Origin of the sequence: Psychrobacter sp., from assembly GCF_030454045.1 — a bacterium.
GTDB lineage: Bacteria > Pseudomonadota > Gammaproteobacteria > Pseudomonadales > Moraxellaceae > Psychrobacter.
On record NZ_JAKDJE010000011.1, the window covers coordinates 15,713 to 32,578 of the forward strand.

Sequence of the window (16,866 nt, forward strand, 5' to 3'; positions counted from 1 at the left end):
GATAATTACAAATTTATCCCTAAAGTAATAAAGGCACATACTGAATTAACAAATGAATAGATATATGCAATACTGAGTTTGAAAAGCATTTACCTCTGATAGTTTCAGCTGACGATTAACTTGCCCAATACTCATGCCCTGTCTGTTTTTAGCTCAGTTTTCTGCGGATATTTTTCTGATTTTTTGCTAACAGTCAGAAAATATGACACCAATATTTATGGTCCAAATATATTTGATAAACAGAAAGTTCTGAGCAAAATAACCAATCCGACATATTTTGATACAAAAATTACAGCGAATAAATACCGCTAGGCCGTACCAATTGGGGCTATGGTCAAGAAAAGTTTTTTCAAATCACAAGTAATTGCTGCTAATATACCTTGCGTATTAAATGAGTGAAACGGATTTTGCCGTTTGACAGATGACGACGTGAGGTATGCGTCTGTAGTAATTTTATTCTAACAAGTCAAAAACAATGGAGAGCAATTTATGGCTGATACAAATGCCAAACTAACCGTGAATGGTGAAGAATACGAACTTCCTATTATTAAAGGTACCTTAGGACGTCCAGTCCTCGATGTTGCTGCTATACAAGAATCAGGATTTTGGACTTATGACCCTGGTTTTAAAGTGACTGCTCCTGTTGAATCAAAAATTACTTACATCGACGGCGGTAAAGGCGAGTTATTACATCGTGGCTATCCTATTGATGAGTTAGCAAACCATGCTGAATACCTAGAAGTGGCTTATGCGTTGCTAAATGGCGACCTACCTAACGCTGAGCAAAAGGCAGATTTCTTTGAAAAAATTCGTGAACATACGGCTGTTCATGATCAATTGCGTAAATTCTTTGAAGGTTTCCGCCGTGACGCGCATCCAATGGCCATTATGGTTGGTGTCGTTGGTGCGTTATCAGCGTTCTATCATGACAACCTAGACCTCAGTAACGAAGAGCATCGTGAAATCACAGCTATTCGTTTGATTGCTAAGATGCCTACGCTTGCGGCGATGAGTTATAAATACTCGCAGGGCGAACCGTTCATGTATCCGCGTAATGACTTTAATTACGCTGAAAACTTCTTATATATGATGTTTGCCACCCCTGCTGATGTAGACTATCAAACAAACGATGTCATCACGCGCGCCATGGACAAAATCTTTACCTTGCATGCTGATCATGAGCAAAACGCGTCAACATCAACAGTCCGCTTAGCTGGCTCTACTGGTGCTAACCCTTATGCTTGTATCGCTGCTGGTATCGCAGCTCTTTGGGGTCCATCGCATGGCGGCGCAAACGAAGCTGTACTAGAGATGCTAGATGAGATCGGTACGGTTGAAAATGTGCCTGAGTTTATGGAAAAAGTGAAAAGCCGTGAAGTGAAGCTAATGGGCTTTGGTCACCGTGTCTACAAAAACTTCGATCCACGTGCGAAAGTCATGAAAGAGACTTGTGATGAAGTATTAGAAGCACTTGGTGTCAACGATCCTAAGCTTGAATTGGCAATGGCACTCGAAAAAATTGCACTAGAAGACCCGTTCTTCATCGAGCGTAACCTATATCCAAACGTTGATTTTTACTCTGGTATTATCTTAAAAGCCATCGGTATCCCAACATCAATGTTTACGGTAATCTTTGCACTGGCTCGTACTTCAGGTTGGATCAGCCATTTGTTAGAGATGCACAGCGCCCCACACAAGATCGGTCGTCCACGTCAGTTATATACGGGTGAAACGCGCCGTGACTTTGTCAAGGTTGAAGACCGTAAGTAAGCAAAAATAGTATCTTTACAATAAAAAATCCCGCCATCATGCGGGATTTTTTATTGTGTCTGTAAAGTCTATAGCAAATACGATACTTGGCACGCGACTATCGCCATCACGTCATACGCTATTGGAACTCTTTTAACGTCTGTTCATATTTGGCAATCTGCTCATCATATCCTTTAATCGTATCGTTGAATTTGGTCATGAGCGTTTCAAACTCTTGCTGCTGCTTTTGCTTCATTTGCTGCATATCAACGACCTGCTGCGCTTCTATCTGCTCCCACACTTGATGCTGAATAATCAACCGAGCCAGCGCTGGACTTTTTGCACTCACACGTCCAGCAATCTCTGCATGTTCAAATAGCTGAGGAACTAAGGTCGCTATGTTGATTAGCGTATCCGCATCTTCTGCACTAAGGGGCGTGGTCACAGGCTGATACAACGCCTCCATCGTCTGCTGATAGCGCTCTATGATCTCATCTTCAGTCAACATGACGGGCTTACGCGGCTCAAGGCTAATACGTTTTAATACCGTTAAGTCACGCTCTCCAACTTCCGTGCTGGTATTGACCTCTGCATCTGTGTTTGAATCTGTATTGCTATCGATAGCGACTGAATCATCCGTTGCCACTCCCTGCTCAGTGCCCATCGCTTCTACACCGCTGGTAGAAACAGCATCATTTGTCATTGCTTCGGTATTATCTGTGTCTTTATTATCAGTAGGCGTAGTGAGCAATAATGACGCTTCGCTATCTGAAGTATCTGCAGCTTGCAAAGACTCATACTCTGCTTGTAGTCGGCGCTGCAACCCTTGAGCCTGGGCCACATATATAGGCTGAAACTGCTCAATACGAGCAGCCGCTGAGTCACTTTGGGGTATAGGCTGACTGTCCTCTGTGTTCGTCTGCTCGCTTGTCTGACCGTCTTCGGATACAGGTGGCGTATCTGCTTGCTGCTGACAACCAGTCAGAAATAATACACTAGCTAACGCAGCTGCCAACGCTGAGCTAGCATGAGGATTGACATGAGGCGTTACTGGCAAAAGTCGAAACATGAGCGTAAATATCCTTTAATAAGGCTAAAATATAAAGAGCTAAAATGGTGATGCACGTAGGCTTTTTGCTTACTATGAGGCAGTTTAAGTAGTAAAATTGCTGTTGGCGCGTTTTTTGTCAGTGATAGCATTCACTGTCAAAAATGGTATACAGGCTTCTAAATCCTGACAATCCTGTCCTTTTTGACGGCGCACAAAATAATCTTGAACCATTCGCGCCTGCTGCTCGATACCGTATTTAAAAAAGGACTTACCCGTCTCTAGCACATAATCATATCGCCGATCGATAAGGGCACCGCGTACCACTTTCAAGCCTTGCTGTAGCTGCCACACGTGAGTGAGCTCATGGATAAGCCAGCTTTGCTTGCCCAGCGAGGCCAAACTAAAATCTGTGATCCAATCGGCTGGATTAAAGTAAATATGACCATTTGGACTCACCGCGTAGTTTTTTAGTACCCACCATGTGGTCTTTAGCTGCACCTCATCGAGCCTAATACGGTCACCGAACACTGAGCGTGCCAGTGCTATCTCGCCAATTGTCAGATAACGCGACTGCTGCTTTTTTGCAATATTACGTGAGTATCGGTTCAATAAACGCTTGAGAGGTGGTCTCATCATAGTCAATGCAATACCTTATCGTTGATAGGCCAGTTATAATAAATCATACTTACCTTAGCCATGCTTATTCGTACGGTTAGACCTTTAATATAGATGAATGTCGAAAACTAAAGCGTTGAGGACATAAGCTATACGCTTCGTTAGCTTTCATTAACATGTTTTTGCGTTAGCCTGACGTCTATACTTTCCATAAGTAAATGCCCGATGAATTCTGCTACGACTATCATTTAGTGGCCATTATTATTGTAGAATTATTGCGAGAATCATGCCAAGCGGATAGATATACACCATTTACATTCACAGTACTGTATTTAAAGTCCCATATGTTTTTTAGGAACGATCATAGAATCTCTTGCGTATCGCCATTGTCGCTAGCAGATTGCCTTTTCACTTTCCAATAGAGAGTCTTATGCCACCCAATTTCCATGCTGATACCCCACTTGCTCAGCGTATGCGTCCTGATTCTCTCGCGGCTATTATTGGCCAAGAGCACCTTTTGGCGGCTGGGGCACCATTACGGCGTTTGGTCGAGCAGGGCCATTTGCCCTCTATCATCCTCCATGGCGAAGCAGGTATCGGTAAGACGACCATCGCAATGCTATTGGCTGATGCGGTCAATCGACCTTTTCATGCGCTTTCTGCATTGAATACTGGGGTTAAGCAGTTACGCGAGGTGCTCGATAGCAAAGACTCACTGGCATTTGAGTCACCAGTGGTCTTTATCGACGAGATTCATCGGTTTAATAAGGCGCAGCAAGATGCATTATTGGGCGCGGTAGAATCTGGTGATATTACGCTGATTGGTGCCACGACAGAAAATCCCTCATTCAGTGTGAATAACGCGCTGTTGTCACGTTGCCAAGTGTACCGCTTAGAGCCGTTAACGCCCGAGCAAATCAGTGCGGTATTACAGCGAGCACTCTCGAAAGACCCTATACTCAAAAAACTCACCATCGACTTGCAAGCACAAGAGACCATCAGCCAACTGGCACATGGCGATGCAAGAAAGGCACTAAACTTGCTAGAGCTGGCGATTCAAACAGCGGATGCCAAGCAATCACCGATTATTATCAATGATGAATTGGTTAGCCGAGTAGCGCAGACGGCATTGGTACGTTATGACAAAGATGGCGAACAACATTACGATATTATCTCAGCCATGATCAAATCAGTGCGTGGCTCAGATCCTGACGCGGCGTTGTACTGGATGGCGCGGATGCTCGTTGGCGGTGAGCCTGCCGATTTTATCGCGCGCAGATTGGTAATCTTAGCCAGTGAAGATATCGGCAATGCCAATCCAAACGCCCTACTCCTTGCGGATGCAGCCCTGCGCAGTGTGCAATCCATCGGTATGCCAGAAGCGCGTATTATCCTAGGGCAAGTGGTGGTCTATTTAGCCACCAGTGCAAAGAGTAACAGCACATATAAAGCGATCAATGCAGCGATGGCGTTGGCAGAAAAAGACGCCTCGCCAGTACCACTACATCTGCGTAATGGCGTGACCAAACTGATGCGCAATCAAGGCTATGGTCAAGGTTATGCTTACCCGCATGATTATCCCAATCACTACTACCCTCAAAGCTATTTGCCAGAAAACTTAGCAGGCACGAGCTTTTATGAGTTTGCCGATAACCAGCGAGAACAGCATAGCAAGCAGTTTATGGCGTGGCTAAAAAGCCAAACGGCCAGTAACGACTGATCTATTGACCCACTGGATCAAAAGGTTTGAAAGTTAGTTGCATATACTATTGGTAAAACTGAACCCTGTTTTTAAAAGACTAAGCGTTATAGTTCAGCTTTGGGTCAGCACGCTGAGGCAAAAACCGTTAAAATACCTATCGCCATGATGAATAAGAATCATGAAACATTTTCATATTTGGTTGCTATGATGATCAAACGATTTGCTCAACAGCAACAGCACGTGTTACCAACTACTGCTACAATGAGCCGACAACCCTTTATATTACAAACCACACATATTTATTAATAATAAAATATTGAGATTTACTATGAGTTTAAATACGATTCCTGAGATTATCGAAGACATTCGTGCCGGAAAAATGGTCATCTTAATGGATGATGAAGACCGCGAAAACGAAGGCGATATCATCATGGCGGCGACCCATGTTCGTCCTGAAGATATCAACTTTATGATTACTCATGCACGCGGCTTGGTGTGTCTGACGCTATCACAAGCACGCTGTCAGCAATTGGCATTGCCACTGATGTCAGATCGCAACGAGGCAAAATTTAGCACCAACTTTACAGTATCGATTGAGGCGGCTGAAGGCGTGACCACAGGTATCTCTGCCGCTGACCGTGCTCGCACCATTCAAGCCGCTGTATCTTCGGCAGCCAAACCAGAAGACATCGTGCAGCCTGGGCATATTTTCCCTATCATGGCACAAAACGGCGGCGTTCTACACCGTGCAGGCCACACAGAAGCAGGGTGCGATTTATCAAGACTGGCAGGATTAGAGCCTGCTGCGGTGATTGTAGAAATCATCAACGCTGATGGCACCATGGCACGTCGCGATGATCTTGAGATATTTGCCAAAGAGCATAACATCAAGATGGGCACCATTGCTGATCTCATCAACTACCGCATCGCCAATGAGCAAACGGTAGAAGAAATCGAAACTCGTCCTTTTGAAACAGAACATGGCACTTTTACCTTGCACCGTTTCCGCGAGTTCGGCGCTGAAGAAACTCATATCGCCTTGGTAAAAGGAGATGTGAGCGAAGGCGTGAGTACCGTACGTGTCCACGGTTTCCACCCACTGCGTGATTTATTTGCTGCCAAAAATGATATGACTGGTCGTAGCGGCTGGAGCGTCCAATCAGCGCTAGAAGAGATTAGCGCCTCAGAGCGCGGTGTGTTGGTTTGGGTCGGCAACCATCAGCCGATCGATTTGGGAGATGCATTAGATAAAGCCTTGGACAATGAGTCACAATCGACCATTACCCAGCAGCCTTATCGCAGTATCGGCGTTGGTGCACAGATATTACGTCATTTAGGCGTCCGTGATATGCGTCTATTGTCATCACCCATGAAGTTTTATGCGTTATCAGGTTTTGATCTCAATGTGGTGGATTTTGTGCACGCACCGCAAGAGAGCTAAAATCTACTTGGAAAATGGCCTGAGAAAAGTCATGAAAAAAGGCACGCTACGATAATGTTAGCGTGCCTTTTTTATTTTTGATGGTTATATAACACTATCCGAGATAGGTCATCAACGCAGCTAAAGCCTATTCTAATATTCAGGGGTATGACCAAATTTTGCCTCTAATGCCAGTAAGCGCGCACGTTCTTCTGCTGTCCAAGGCAGTTTAGCTTTGCCATCACTATCGAGGCGCACCACGACAGCCTCAGCGGTGGCAACGATTTTGTTTTGTGCTGTACTATAGTAGCTATATTCCATCGCGATACTGGTATTGCCCAGACGCTGACAGCGAACGCCCAATAACAAAGTATCAGGATAGGTCACTGGGTGCAAATACTGGCAGCTCGACTGTGCTAAGACGGTGACCATACTGCCATCGAACATATCTAGCGCATGTAAATAGCCAATACGCGCTGACTCAGAATAACGATAATACACCACGTTATTTAAATGGTTAAAGGCATCCATCTCACCCCAATGAATCGGCTGATAATGAATCACTGGGTAATGCGCCAGTACTTCAGGTCGATCAATTGCTACCTCAGACATGAAATCTGATTTTTCACTCATATTGGTCATAACTTACCTTGTGTCTCATGTTGTCTATATATAGCTGTTTCGAACCGTATCGATTAAGGTTGTGGCTTATCCAAAATCTGTGTGGTTAACAAGGGTGTTGGCTTAGGAGCGTTGGCAATCAGTTGGTCAAGCCAGGCAATGACTTCTGGTATATCATTTGGCGACTGCATGGTCTCTAGGTTGTTGTCCGTACCCTTTGGCTTTTTGTCGGATGGAGCAATGCCAATGGCGCCAACTTGCGCGGAGTTTTTGCCATTGCTAACCGATGATTTAGGTAGTAAGGTTTTTAGCTGTTTGCGCGCTTGGGTTAAATAATTGATCAGTTGATCCTGCTCGCGCATATTGCTCGCTTGACTCGCCAGATTCAACGTCATGATGACTTCATGAATCGTCAGTTGTCTACGCGTCAATGTCGTGTCGTTACGCGCTGACGTTTGAGCAGGCGGATTCGCTACTGCACGCTTTTGGTCACCCTCAGTTGCAGCATCAACTAGCTCTCGGCGCTGAATATCAGCACCCTCGTAACTCCCAAGGCGCTCATGACTGTGCAAAAACTCTTGGATGTTTTGTATCGCAAGATTTTGTATTTGCCATGGGCTGGGCTGCGAGCTTTGCGCCTGTAGTCGTTCGATATCTTTGAGCAAGCTTTGCTTGATCACGACGGTCAATGCAGGGGCAATCTCATTGCTGCTTTGTGCCAATTGCCAATGCAAACCTCGCAGCAACTCTATCGCTGCGCTGTCATTGTTGTCTGCTATCAACCTATCTGCTGCTTTTATTTGAATACGCAGTAAATCCAGTTGGTTTTGCGCTTGGCTACTGGCTTTGACTCTAGGCTCTGGTAGCGTCTGCTGGCTCATGGCAAACAAACGATCGTCCATCTCGTTTAGGCGACTGACAACCTGCTCATTGCTTTGCAAGCGCTCGTTGACACTATGCTGAAAACGCTGCTGACTAATATAGAGCCACAGCAATGCTGCGATAAGCAGCAAGATAACCAGCCACTGTAAGCGCAGCAACAAAATGTGTGCTTGCCGGCGCTGCTGGATAGGAGAAGGCTCCTTAGATAAGGACTCAGAATTCATTGACATAAGGACGTACCGCTATAGGTATGTGTAAACAGGTTTAACGCAAATAAAAAATGGTAACGCTAAGTATCATTATTGATGGCTGATAGAATGGTATCTGGCGCCAAATCCTCTACGCGCCAATAGCTCAGACGCTGAGCTGCCACCATATTGGCCAAGCGCGCCCCCAATACCACATAAGCAAAATCTGATAAGCTGAGTGGCAAGTTGATTGCTGTAGCACTTGTAATGTGACTGTCATGTTCTGACGCGACAGTCTTTGCGTCTGCAACGATAGTGGTCCAATGCTCAAAAGCGGCACCACTACTCACGACGACGATAGGCTTTTTTGTGGTCTTCGCTATTTTATGATACGAATGAAAATCTTGTTGCCACTGCTGATACTGAGCCATCGCCTCAATAGGCATCGAGCGCTCATACCATGCAATACTATCGATCTGTACGCCGCGTGCTTGCAAGGTATCAACCAGTAATCGCCGTCCCCCAAGCCCGCGCCATATCAAAAGCTTATCACCTGACTGTAAGCGTTCGATTTCAGGCATGGCCAGCATCCCTTCATTATTGGCAACTTTGGGCTGTCGCACTTGATAGTTGGTCGCGTCTATTTTTGCCTGATTGAGGGCCGCAGCGGTCGCTTGCCCCACTGCAATGAGTGGGCTTGGCGTTATCAAAGCCTTATGACCCCTATCTGCTGCTTTGTTTGCCGTTTTCGTATCATCACTATCGTCATGATCGTTATGTACAAGCGATTGCCAAACCTTTAGACCTAAGCTTGCAGCAGTGGGGCTTACGATCACCAGTGCTTTATATTCACCCGCTAGCCACGCGTGCATCAGCGCCCTATCTTCATCAGTGGTTGGACGCTGACGCAGTGTCAGCATCGGTATCTCAACCACGCTCAGTCCCGCTGCCTGCAAATACTGTGTAAGCGGGGCAGCGCGAGCAATCGGTCGCGTATTGATGACAATTTGCGACATTGACTCATTGGACAGTGGTTTGTTATACAAAGATTTAGCGTGACTTGACGTTGATGACATCGATATCCCACGGCAAAAAGCGTAAAGAGTTTATCAATCGTAGACCCACTCTCAAACAAGCTGATCTACGACCAAATAGGATAAGGCCAATGCGTTACTCAGGATGATAAATGGCTGATAAGATCTCCCCTGCGCCATCGGCAAGCAACTTATCTGCGACATCGATACCAAGCTGATTCGCTTGCGCTTCTTGCTCATCTTGTGTACCGACTAGAGTGACTCGCTTCTCTGCTTTTAGCAATTTACTGCCATCCGCCTGACCCACACGGCCACGGAGCCACAGTACATTGCCGTTATCATTGTTACCGTTTTCGCCATTGTCATCGTTATTCGCACTGGTTTCATCAGCCATTTGCAAGACAGCATAGGCTGCAATCGGTACTTGGCAGCCACCCTCCAAGTGACGGTTAAGCGCACGCTCAGCGATAAGGCGAATACGCGCTTTATCATCGTTCAGTGGCGCTAGTAATTTCAACACCTCGTCATCGCCTTCACGGCACTCAATCGCCAAAGCCCCTTGACCCACAGCTGGCAGGCACGCATCAATATCTAGCTGTCCGCGAATGCGCTCATCCAGCTCAATACGCTGCAAACCACTGGTGGCCAAAATAATAGCATCGTACTCACCTGCATCTAGCTTGCCTAAACGCGTACCGACATTGCCTCGTAGGGTTCTGATTTGTAGATCTGGACGATAGGCCTTGATCTGGCATTGACGACGCAAGCTTGACGTCCCCACGATCGCGCCTTGCGGCAATTCATCAATACTATTATAAGTATTTGAGACAAAAGCATCAGTGGGTGAGGCACGTTTGCAATAGACGCCCAGCGTCAGGCCATCAGGGAGCTGCATAGGAACATCCTTTAGCGAATGCACCGCAATGTCTGCTTGTTTGTTATACAGTGCCTGCTCAAGCTCTTTGACAAACAATCCCTTACCGCCAATTTTGGCCAATGGTGTGTCCAAAATCTTGTCACCCTTAGTGACAATTTTTAGTAGGTGAATGCTCAGCTCAGGATAAAGCGCCAACAGACGATCACGAATATGCTCTGCTTGCCATAGGGCCAAAGGGCTCTGACGCGTGGCGATGGTTAGGGTAGTCAAAGCAGGTTGCTGCAGATTGCTCATAAAGGGCCTCAATAAGTTCGATACTCTCAAGCTCGATACTATAATGTCAGTACGATACAAAACCAAAACTTGCCATAAAAAGAGGCAGCTCAAAGCACTGATGGTAAATACCGACGCAAAAAAATACCCCTATTTAAGCATAAATAAGGGTTTGATGATATGGGATGATGATGTCACCCTTCTCACTATTACATACTTTGGATTTTATCACGTAAGGCTGGCAGATGACGACGACTCACCGCCAAAGTCTCGTCTATGCCCTTAAAACGGATCTGATACTGCCCTGCATCTAACGTTTCCAAAAAATCCAAAAAGTTCAAATTGATAATGGCGTTGCGATGGACGCGGAACAAACGATCTTCAAACTCTCGCTCTAATTCTTTCAAAGTTTCATCAATCAATACGATGCCGCCTTTGTGACGCACTTTGACATACTTTTGATCTGCTGCAAAATAATAAATATCTTTGATTTTAATAAGCTCAACCCCGCGGTGAGTACGAGCGGCAATGTGCTCACGTATTGGGCGCGCCGTTGGATCCTCAAGCTTACGAATCTCATTTAGTTGTGCAGCGTTTAGGTTTTTTGCTTTGTTTAGCGCCTCTAAAAGCTCATCTTTGTTTGCAGGTTTGAGCACGTAGCCGATTGCATTCGCTTTTAGCGCCGCTATCGCATAATGATCGTAAGCGGTAACAAATATAATTGCTGGTGGATGCTCAAGTTGATTCAACTCTTGGGCACAGCGCACCCCATCCATCTCAGGCATACGAATGTCTAACAATATAATATCAGGCTGCTGAGTTTTTACAGCGACAATAGCCTCTGCCCCTGTGGTTGCTTGCGCAACGACCTCGTAACCTGACTCTTGGACGATTCTCACCAAACGCTCACGCGCTAGAGGCTCATCATCGCAAACTATAATACGCATGTAAACTCCCACCTCAAATTCTACTGAATATGTGTCGATGGTATGACGAATATACTGGTCAGTTCAATATGGTGAATTTTTCTACATCATATTTTTAATATTAACCACTCGTTGTCAGTAATTGACAGATATAAATCGTAATAACCATATAGATATAGGAGACTAAGCAATAAATATGCCATCACTCTTTATGATCAATAATAACGATGAAAAAGCAGGAAAGGAAAATAGAGATTTATACGCTGACATCTTGAAGGGGATAGTCAATAATGGTAGTCACATGATTGTTCGTGACTGTGCCTTGGATATCGGCGCTTTGGCCGAAATAAGCACGTAAGCGATCCGCTTGAATGTAAAAATTCATGTGCTGACGTAAATCATAGTTAATGATCAACGTCTTTTTGGGCAGCTTCACATCAATCTGAATATGCACGCGGTGCGACTCCCATCTGACCTTAATATTGAAATAAATGGTTTCGGTGGTCATCTCAACCACATTGAGCAGCATTTTCTCTAGGACACTTTGTAAGGTTAATGCTGTAATCACCATATCATACATGACATCCTCGTCAGGCAGATCCCAATTGACCTCAAGCTTGTCTGCCAAGCGGCTAGACTCAATCGCTAGATAATGCTCACAAAGCGCAATTTCTTCTTCAAAACTGATCTCACGTTCGCCGCTAAAACTGGCGCGATATAATACTGAAACGTGCTGTAATAAAGCGGCCGCTTTTGGTGGGTTTGACTCAATAAGCGATACCAGTGTGTTGATGGTATTAAAGAAAAAATGTGGGGCGGTACGAACTTTGATTAAATCGTTTTGCGCGGTCAATTTATATTCAAATGATAGTCTGAGCGCATTGAGCTCACGATGGCTACGCAAAAAGTACAGCAAAAACACAATCGTAAAACCGCCAGTCAGTACCGTATTAAACCATAGGTTTGTCAAAAAAGCATGACGATCGTACGTCATAAAACCCAGATTGATCATCACCAAGACCACTAATGCCATAGAAACAGTCGCAGAAAACATCATGAGCATGACGATACGCACACTAACACTAGGAATACTGGCATTTTTTAGAATAGGGCGCAGATAATCCACCAAATACAATGCGGGTATGACGGTCAGTGCGTTTTGAATGATTCTCGCCAGCAGCTTGATGATAAAATCTGACCAGCTCGATAGACCATGACGCTCAATCACCGTCAAAAACAGTGACCAAAAAACGATATAGGTCAGCCATTGCCACGGCTTCATGAGCTGCATAAGCTTGGGAATAAAAAACTCTAAGCGCGTAGCTAGTAAGGCAACCTCATCATTTGCTATACTCGAGTTCTTATTCTCTTGACTTGTCTTGTACCGATATGAACGCCAATTCTTCAAACCTTAGTAATCCTGAATCAAGTAAAAATTCATCTGCTTCTGATTCTAGCACGAATGTCCCAACAACAAACAAAGATGCAAAAAATAGCCCTATCAGCACTCAAGGCCAGCAAATGTGGGGCGGGCGCTTTAGCGAGGCGACGGATAGCTTCGTTGCCGCCTTTACTGCCTCTGTCGGCTTTGACCAACGCTTCGCTCGCCACGACATCCAAGGCTCGATTGCGCATGCAACGATGCTCAAAGCATGCGATATCTTGACTGCTGATGAGGTGGCTACCATTATCGATGGGCTAAACACCGTGCTGCAAGAAATCGAAGCGGGTGAGTTTAATTGGTCGATCGCCCTCGAAGATGTGCACATGAACGTCGAATCTCGCTTGACTGATATTATAGGCCCAGTCGGCAAAAAGCTACACACGGGCCGTAGCCGTAACGATCAGGTCGCGACCGACATTCGTTTATGGTTGCGTGAAGAGATCGATAATATTATTGAGCTGCTCGTGCGCTTACAAAGTGGCCTGCTTGATCTGGCTGATCAACATACCGATACCATTATGCCTGGTTTTACGCATCTACAAACCGCCCAGCCTGTCAGCTTTGGTCACCATGTAATGGCGTGGTTTGAGATGTTGTATCGCGATACCGAGCGTTTGGTTGACGCCCGTCGCCGTATCAATCAGATGCCCCTTGGTAGTGCAGCCCTAGCTGGTACAACGTTCCCGATTGATCGTACCATCACCGCTGAGTTGCTAGGGTTTGAAGGTATTTGTCAAAATTCGCTCGATGCCGTCTCAGATCGTGATTTTGCGATTGAGTTTACCTCCGCCGCCTCGATTCTGATGATGCACATGTCACGTATGAGTGAAGAGATTATTCTGTGGATGTCAGCGCAGTTTAACTTTGTCCAGATACCCGATCGTTTCTGTACTGGCTCATCAATCATGCCACAAAAGAAAAACCCTGACGTGCCAGAATTGGTACGCGGTAAAGCGGCACGTGTCTTTGGTCAGCTAATGACATTACTCAGCCTGATGAAAAGCCAGCCACTCGCCTACAATAAAGACAACCAAGAAGACAAAGAGCCTTTGTTTGATTGTGTCGACACGCTAACAGGCTCACTACTTGCCTTTGCTGATATGCTGCCCAACATTGTCCCAAACAAAGAGAGCATGCGTGCTGCAACGATGAAAGGCTATGCCACTGCCACTGACTTGGCAGATTATCTGGTACGTCAAGGCGTTGCGTTCCGTGATGCGCATGAAGTCGTGGGTAATGCGGTTGCACTAGGCATTAAAGAAGGCGTCGACCTCAGTGACTTATCCTTGGCACAATTGCAACAATTCAGTGATGCCATCGGTGAGGATGTCTTTGACTATCTCACGCTAGAGGGCTCACTAGCAGCTCGTGACCATCTGGGCGGTACTGCGCCAAACCAAGTCAAGCAAGCCGTAATCAATGGCCGCGCTCGTTTAAAAGCCTTTGCTTGATCATATCGTTTTAAGCATAAGTGAACTGACCGCGCTACATCTGACACCCGCTATTGATGCGGGTGTTTTTATTTCATTAACCATTCGCTATTCGCGCTTTTTCGCGCAGCCTCATTCGGCGTCATATGAAACCAGCAACAATAAAAGCAGAAAAAAAGTAGAATGTACGGATGACGCCTTGTAGATTGATGTCTGTTGGTTAAGAGACACGAGATACCCTTTGCTAAATTGACCAAGACCGTTATCATAGACTCATACGATTATTTAACTTGCCTGCTAGGGCATATCATCATTTAGATAGCGAGGCTTAAAATAAGATAAATGGTAGTCAAACAAGGAAAAAACTGCAGAGAATATCGGTATATTCACAAAGTTTTTGACGATGTTTGACAAGATTTAGCCATTTTAAGACCGCTAAATGACTGAATAGGCTAATTGATGACACGCCCTAATATAATAAATAAGGAACACCTGATGACTGAGACTTTTAATCCCCAAGACAATACCGTGTTTTGCCGCAAATACAAGCAAGAACTACCAAAAATGCCCCATCCGCCCTTCCCTAATAAAAAAGGCCAAGAGCTACAAGAAACAGTATCTGACAAGGCATGGAAAGAGTGGCTAGAACATCAAACCATGCTCATCAATGAGAACCATTTGAGTATGATGGATCCTGAAGCCAAAAAATTCTTGACCGAGCAGCGTGATAAGTTCTTGGATAATGAAGACTATGAGCGCGCCCAAGGCTGGACGCCAGAAAGCTAGGCTGAGACCACTGTATTACATCCATAAAAAAACGCGCTATAGTAAGCGCGTTTTTTACGTAAGAAGACTATTCTGCCTGCGTTATTAGTCGTCATTACTTTCTAAAGCTTCGTAGTCGTCGACTGACATCGTGCTCACTTGACGAGCAGCCAGACGATCATTGGCTTCTTGCACCGCTTTTTCGACCATGGCATAGTCTGAATGGCGTACATCTTGACCACTGATATAGTTGATCACCAGCTCCGCCACGTTTTGCGCATGATCGCCGATACGTTCAAGCGAGCGCAAAATCCACATGATATTGATGACCTTTGAGACTTGTCTTGAGTCTTCCATGATATAGGTCATCAACGCGCGAATGGCAGATTGATATTCATTATTGACCACACTGTCATTGCGCATGACCTCAAACGCTTGCTCAGCATTCGATTGACTAAAGGCTTCTAGTGCGTTGTTAAGCATCAGTCTTACCTGATTGCTCAAATGCTGTACCTCAGCATAGCCGTAAGACGATTTGCCTTGTGCCGCGATTCTGCTGGCCATTTTCGCGATTTTTACCGCCTCATCGCCAATACGTTCCAAATCTACCACGCCTTTACTGATCGACATAACCAGACGCAAATCTCCTGCGGCAGGTTGACGCTTAGCAACCAACAATAAAATATGTTCATCGAGCTCAACCTCCATGCGGTTGATATCAAAATCCATCTCGATGACCTCTTGCGCCAGTGTCTCGTCTCTATCAATAAGTGCATGAATCGCTTTGGCCACTTGGTTGGCAGCACTATCACCCATGTATAAGAACAAACGGATGGCTTCATCAAGATCTTGGTCAAAACTTTTGGAGATATGCTTATCACTTTGCATGAGAGATATTCCCTGAAATCTATATTTTAGTAGCGCGATATGCTGGTTGAGTGAAACGACCCAACTTCAGTATTAGCTCTTCAGTACTAATTAATCAGCCCTAGCCATAGCGACCAGTAATATAATCTTCTGTCGCAGTTTGGGTAGGTTTGGTAAAGATCTGATCAGTCTCACCCATCTCGATCATATCGCCTAGATACATATAGACGGTATAGTCTGATACCCGCGCCGCTTGCTGCATGTTGTGGGTAACGATGGCGATGGTATAGTCATTTTTGAGATCTTCTATCAGATCTTCGATAGCACCCGTCGAGATAGGGTCAAGCGCAGACGTTGGCTCATCGAGCAGCAATACTTCAGGCTTGGTTGCGACACTACGAGCGATACACAGACGCTGCTGCTGACCACCTGATAGTGACAGGCCGGATGCTTTTAGTTTGTCTTTCACTTCTGGCCATAGCGCCGATTTTTTTAGTGCCCACTCCACGCGATGATCTAGCTCGTCTTTGCTGAGCTTTTCATAGAGTTTGACACCAAAGGCAACATTGTCATAGATCGACATGGGAAACGGGGTTGGCTTTTGAAATACCATACCGACCTGCGCGCGTAGCAAGTTGACATCGATGTCTTTGCTCAAAATATTGCGCCCATCAAGGTTGATAGCGCCCTCTGCACGCATTCCTGGATACAGATCATACATGCGGTTAAAGGTACGTAGCAGCGTCGATTTGCCGCAACCTGATGGACCAATGAACGCCGTCACTTTCTTTTCTGCGATATCGATATTGATGTTTTTTAATGCCTGAAAATCATCGTAGTAAAAGTTAAGATCGCGGACTTCCATTTTTGCTTTGGGCATGTTTTTGGGGATATCATGAATGCTTTGCTTAGTGAAGTCAGCAGTATTGGGTTGCTGCGATTGCGCACTATGAGACGTGGTTCTATTTAACAAGCTGTCTGTTGTACTGTTAAAGCGATCAGCCGTTGTTTCTGTGCGGGCT

Annotated in this window: 15 protein-coding genes; 5 read left to right on the forward strand and 10 right to left on the reverse strand. The window is 45.4% G+C overall.

Annotated elements, in window-relative coordinates; translation table 11 throughout:
- Positions 1 to 489: 489 nt before the first annotated feature.
- Positions 490 to 1,770: a citrate synthase gene (gltA, locus tag L0G63_RS03670; protein ID WP_301449411.1), complete on the forward strand. Its 1,281-nt coding sequence runs from the start codon at positions 490 to 492 to the stop codon at positions 1,768 to 1,770.
- A 118-nt stretch (positions 1,771 to 1,888) separates the two neighbouring features.
- Here gltA and L0G63_RS03675 read toward each other — a convergent pair whose 3' ends face one another.
- Together L0G63_RS03675 and L0G63_RS03680 are read right to left on the reverse strand one after the other, a co-directional pair.
- Positions 1,889 to 2,818 carry a hypothetical protein gene (locus tag L0G63_RS03675; protein ID WP_301449412.1) on the reverse strand — a complete coding sequence of 310 codons (930 nt, stop codon included), beginning with the start codon at positions 2,816 to 2,818 and terminating at the stop codon, positions 1,889 to 1,891.
- 84 nt (positions 2,819 to 2,902) lie between these two features.
- Complete coding sequence (locus L0G63_RS03680; RefSeq protein ID WP_301449413.1) at positions 2,903 to 3,436, reverse strand: type IV secretion protein Rhs; 534 nt, start codon at positions 3,434 to 3,436, stop codon at positions 2,903 to 2,905.
- Positions 3,437 to 3,845: 409 nt separating this feature from the next.
- Here L0G63_RS03680 and L0G63_RS03685 point away from each other — a divergent pair, with 409 nt between their 5' ends.
- Together L0G63_RS03685 and ribBA are read left to right on the forward strand one after the other, a co-directional pair.
- A complete protein-coding gene (locus L0G63_RS03685; protein WP_301449414.1) occupies positions 3,846 to 5,135 on the forward strand; it encodes a replication-associated recombination protein A in 1,290 nt (429 codons plus the stop codon).
- Positions 5,136 to 5,445: 310 nt separating this feature from the next.
- Positions 5,446 to 6,558, forward strand: a complete 1,113-nt coding sequence (ribBA, locus tag L0G63_RS03690) for a bifunctional 3,4-dihydroxy-2-butanone-4-phosphate synthase/GTP cyclohydrolase II (protein ID WP_058023962.1) — start codon at positions 5,446 to 5,448, stop codon at positions 6,556 to 6,558.
- Between the two features lie 132 nt (positions 6,559 to 6,690).
- Here ribBA and L0G63_RS03695 read toward each other — a convergent pair whose 3' ends face one another.
- From L0G63_RS03695 to L0G63_RS03720, 6 genes are all read right to left on the reverse strand, one after another.
- Positions 6,691 to 7,170, reverse strand: coding sequence for a thioesterase family protein (locus L0G63_RS03695; protein WP_301449439.1), 480 nt, complete (start codon positions 7,168 to 7,170; stop codon positions 6,691 to 6,693).
- A 62-nt stretch (positions 7,171 to 7,232) separates the two neighbouring features.
- Complete coding sequence (locus tag L0G63_RS03700; protein WP_301449415.1) at positions 7,233 to 8,270, reverse strand: hypothetical protein; 1,038 nt, start codon at positions 8,268 to 8,270, stop codon at positions 7,233 to 7,235.
- Positions 8,271 to 8,329: 59 nt separating this feature from the next.
- A complete protein-coding gene (locus L0G63_RS03705; RefSeq protein ID WP_301449416.1) occupies positions 8,330 to 9,304 on the reverse strand; it encodes a uroporphyrinogen-III synthase in 975 nt (324 codons plus the stop codon).
- Between the two features lie 94 nt (positions 9,305 to 9,398).
- Positions 9,399 to 10,433, reverse strand: a complete 1,035-nt coding sequence (gene hemC, locus L0G63_RS03710; RefSeq protein ID WP_301449417.1) for a hydroxymethylbilane synthase — start codon at positions 10,431 to 10,433, stop codon at positions 9,399 to 9,401.
- A gap of 188 nt (positions 10,434 to 10,621) precedes the next feature.
- Positions 10,622 to 11,359, reverse strand: a complete 738-nt coding sequence (locus L0G63_RS03715) for a LytTR family DNA-binding domain-containing protein (protein WP_301449418.1) — start codon at positions 11,357 to 11,359, stop codon at positions 10,622 to 10,624.
- Positions 11,360 to 11,594: 235 nt separating this feature from the next.
- On the reverse strand, positions 11,595 to 12,629 hold the full coding sequence (locus tag L0G63_RS03720) for a histidine kinase (protein WP_301449419.1): 1,035 nt from the start codon (positions 12,627 to 12,629) through the stop codon (positions 11,595 to 11,597).
- 230 nt (positions 12,630 to 12,859) lie between these two features.
- Between L0G63_RS03720 and argH the strand changes: the two genes are divergently transcribed.
- Together argH and L0G63_RS03730 are read left to right on the forward strand one after the other, a co-directional pair.
- Positions 12,860 to 14,233 carry an argininosuccinate lyase gene (argH, locus tag L0G63_RS03725; RefSeq protein WP_301449440.1) on the forward strand — a complete coding sequence of 458 codons (1,374 nt, stop codon included), beginning with the start codon at positions 12,860 to 12,862 and terminating at the stop codon, positions 14,231 to 14,233.
- A 474-nt stretch (positions 14,234 to 14,707) separates the two neighbouring features.
- Positions 14,708 to 14,998, forward strand: coding sequence for an oxidative damage protection protein (locus L0G63_RS03730; protein ID WP_058023955.1), 291 nt, complete (start codon positions 14,708 to 14,710; stop codon positions 14,996 to 14,998).
- A gap of 84 nt (positions 14,999 to 15,082) precedes the next feature.
- Here L0G63_RS03730 and phoU read toward each other — a convergent pair whose 3' ends face one another.
- Both phoU and pstB read right to left on the reverse strand, forming a co-directional pair.
- Complete coding sequence (phoU, locus tag L0G63_RS03735) at positions 15,083 to 15,865, reverse strand: phosphate signaling complex protein PhoU (RefSeq protein ID WP_058023580.1); 783 nt, start codon at positions 15,863 to 15,865, stop codon at positions 15,083 to 15,085.
- A gap of 100 nt (positions 15,866 to 15,965) precedes the next feature.
- On the reverse strand, positions 15,966 to 16,724 hold the full coding sequence (gene pstB, locus L0G63_RS03740) for a phosphate ABC transporter ATP-binding protein PstB (RefSeq protein ID WP_301449441.1): 759 nt from the start codon (positions 16,722 to 16,724) through the stop codon (positions 15,966 to 15,968).
- Positions 16,725 to 16,866: the final 142 nt, after the last annotated feature.

Coding starts and splice junctions, on each gene's coding strand:
- gltA (WP_301449411.1), top strand. CDS start 490: ATGGCTGATACAAATGCCAAACTAACCGTGAATGGTGAAGAATACGAA.
- L0G63_RS03675 (WP_301449412.1), bottom strand. CDS start 2,818: ATGTTTCGACTTTTGCCAGTAACGCCTCATGTCAATCCTCATGCTAGC.
- L0G63_RS03680 (WP_301449413.1), bottom strand. CDS start 3,436: ATGATGAGACCACCTCTCAAGCGTTTATTGAACCGATACTCACGTAAT.
- L0G63_RS03685 (WP_301449414.1), top strand. CDS start 3,846: ATGCCACCCAATTTCCATGCTGATACCCCACTTGCTCAGCGTATGCGT.
- ribBA (WP_058023962.1), top strand. CDS start 5,446: ATGAGTTTAAATACGATTCCTGAGATTATCGAAGACATTCGTGCCGGA.
- L0G63_RS03695 (WP_301449439.1), bottom strand. CDS start 7,170: ATGAGTGAAAAATCAGATTTCATGTCTGAGGTAGCAATTGATCGACCT.
- L0G63_RS03700 (WP_301449415.1), bottom strand. CDS start 8,270: ATGTCAATGAATTCTGAGTCCTTATCTAAGGAGCCTTCTCCTATCCAG.
- L0G63_RS03705 (WP_301449416.1), bottom strand. CDS start 9,304: ATGTCATCAACGTCAAGTCACGCTAAATCTTTGTATAACAAACCACTG.
- hemC (WP_301449417.1), bottom strand. CDS start 10,433: ATGAGCAATCTGCAGCAACCTGCTTTGACTACCCTAACCATCGCCACG.
- L0G63_RS03715 (WP_301449418.1), bottom strand. CDS start 11,359: ATGCGTATTATAGTTTGCGATGATGAGCCTCTAGCGCGTGAGCGTTTG.
- L0G63_RS03720 (WP_301449419.1), bottom strand. CDS start 12,629: ATGCAGCTCATGAAGCCGTGGCAATGGCTGACCTATATCGTTTTTTGG.
- argH (WP_301449440.1), top strand. CDS start 12,860: ATGTGGGGCGGGCGCTTTAGCGAGGCGACGGATAGCTTCGTTGCCGCC.
- L0G63_RS03730 (WP_058023955.1), top strand. CDS start 14,708: ATGACTGAGACTTTTAATCCCCAAGACAATACCGTGTTTTGCCGCAAA.
- phoU (WP_058023580.1), bottom strand. CDS start 15,865: ATGCAAAGTGATAAGCATATCTCCAAAAGTTTTGACCAAGATCTTGAT.
- pstB (WP_301449441.1), bottom strand. CDS start 16,724: ATGCCCAAAGCAAAAATGGAAGTCCGCGATCTTAACTTTTACTACGAT.